Raw genomic sequence first — 1790 nt, 5'->3', positions numbered from 1 at the left:
ACTAACCTGGATGAACTGGTGTTGACCACCGATGATGAGATCATCAAGGGCGAGTCCACCCAGGATGTCTACGACACCAACGACTTCGACAACAAGATCGTTGCCGATCAGCGTACCGAACTGGTGGCCCAGGCCATCCTGCAGAATATCAATCCGCTGGAGAAGACCATCGTCTTCTGTATCAACCAGAACCATGCCCTGACCATGCGGGACATGATCAATAAACACAAAACCGTTGCCGATCCCCACTACTGTGTTCGTGTTACCAGTGATGAAGGCAAGCCGGGGCGTGATCTGCTGGAACGCTTTCAGAACAATGACCGGGATATTCCGACCATTCTCACCTCATCCCAGATGCTCACCACCGGGGTCGATGCCCGCAACGTGCGCAACATCGTGCTGGATCGTGCCATCGGCTCCATGGTCGAGTTCAAGCAGATCGTCGGGCGCGGCACCCGCATCTTCGAGGGAAAGGACTATTTCACCATCGTCGATTTTCGCGGGGCCACTAATCGTTTTTACGATGAGGACTGGGATGGTGACCCGGTAGCAGTCGACACGCCGCCGGTTGTGGATGTGAATGAACCTCCACCACCTCCCTATGGGGGTGAGCCGGGAGACGACGCAGACCAACCGCCAGGTCATACCGGGGCAGACGAAGATGCTCCACCCGAGAAGCTGACGGTACGTCTCAGTGCCGCCCGGGAATTCAAGGTCATCGACGTAGAGATCCGCTACATCGATGAAAACGGGCGTCCGCTTTCCGCCCAACAGTTCGTCGAACGCCTGATGGTCAATCTACCGGGCCTGTTCTCTTCCGCCGAAGAACTGCGCCAAACCTGGTCTGACCCGGATCAGCGTGAGGCCTTGCTGCAAAAGCTCGCCCAAACAGGTTTCGATGCCGAACAACTTGCCACCCTGCGGCGCATGTTCGCCGCCGAGCAAAGCGACTTGTTTGATCTGCTGGCCTTTCTCGCCTTCGAGCAGCCCATGGAGACCCGCCGGGCGAGGGCAGAGGCCACCCGTGCCGACAGCGCCTTCTTCGACCAGTTCGAACAGCAACCGGCCCGCGATTTTCTCCATTTCGTCTTGAACCGCTATGAGGAGACCGGCGTCGCAGAACTTGCCCGCGACCGTATGCCTGGGCTGATCAAAATGTCGGGACTTGGCACCACCCGTGACGCCTCCCAAGCCTTTGGTGGCAGCCCAGCCAATGTGCTGGCCGCCTTCCGTCAATTACAATACCAGCTCTACCACAGCGCCTAGATCATGAACCTGACACTAGCACCCAACCCACTTCACAACGCGGGGCAGATCCTCAGCGTCGACAAGGTCGCCACCCTGATAGGAGAGAACGGCTCTGGCAAGTCCTGCATCCTGCAATCCATCTTCGACACCAAGTTGGCTGGGAATGATTTCGACGAATTGCGGGTGTTCTGTTTCTCTTCGGGTCAAAACGAGAACTTTTCCGAACGCTTTAGCCGCTATCTCAGCCAGGAGCGGAGGGCCGGTCGATCACTGAACCTTGAGTGTTTCTACTTCGACAAGTCCTGGTCAAAACTGCTGATCTTTTTGGCTACCTGCCTCCATTCGGATGGCAAGGTAAGGGACTTTCTGCGCAGCAACGACTACGTGGAAGAGCGCGAGGTTACAGCGACCAAATTCGACGATACTAGTGTAGTGTTGCGTTCTTAATGGAACTAATAATTACAGTATTTGTCTATAATTTCATTCGAGAGAAAATGAGAAATAATCTTGTGAGAGTGGCCGTTGAAATTACCTTGGACAAA

2 protein-coding genes are annotated in these 1790 nt (G+C 55.3%); both read left to right on the top strand.

Features of this window, described 5'->3' with window-relative positions:
* Nucleotides 1-1266, top strand: a 1266-nt coding sequence (locus ACOCD2_RS18505) for a type I restriction-modification enzyme R subunit C-terminal domain-containing protein (protein ID WP_293675045.1), incomplete at its 5' end; no start/stop codon positions are given.
* A gap of 3 nt (nt 1267-1269) precedes the next feature.
* Nucleotides 1270-1695, top strand: coding sequence for a hypothetical protein (locus ACOCD2_RS18500; protein ID WP_293649426.1), 426 nt, complete (start codon nt 1270-1272; stop codon nt 1693-1695).
* The last annotated feature ends 95 nt before the right edge of the window (nt 1696-1790 follow it).

The sequence above is a fragment of the Thiolapillus sp. genome (assembly GCF_048562965.1).
Taxonomy (GTDB): Bacteria; Pseudomonadota; Gammaproteobacteria; order Chromatiales; family Chromatiaceae; genus Thiolapillus; species Thiolapillus brandeum_A.
Note: the sequence above shows the minus strand (reverse complement) of the source record. Positions and strands in the feature narration are given on the sequence as shown.

Coding starts and splice junctions, on each gene's coding strand:
- ACOCD2_RS18500 (WP_293649426.1), top strand. CDS start 1,270: ATGAACCTGACACTAGCACCCAACCCACTTCACAACGCGGGGCAGATC.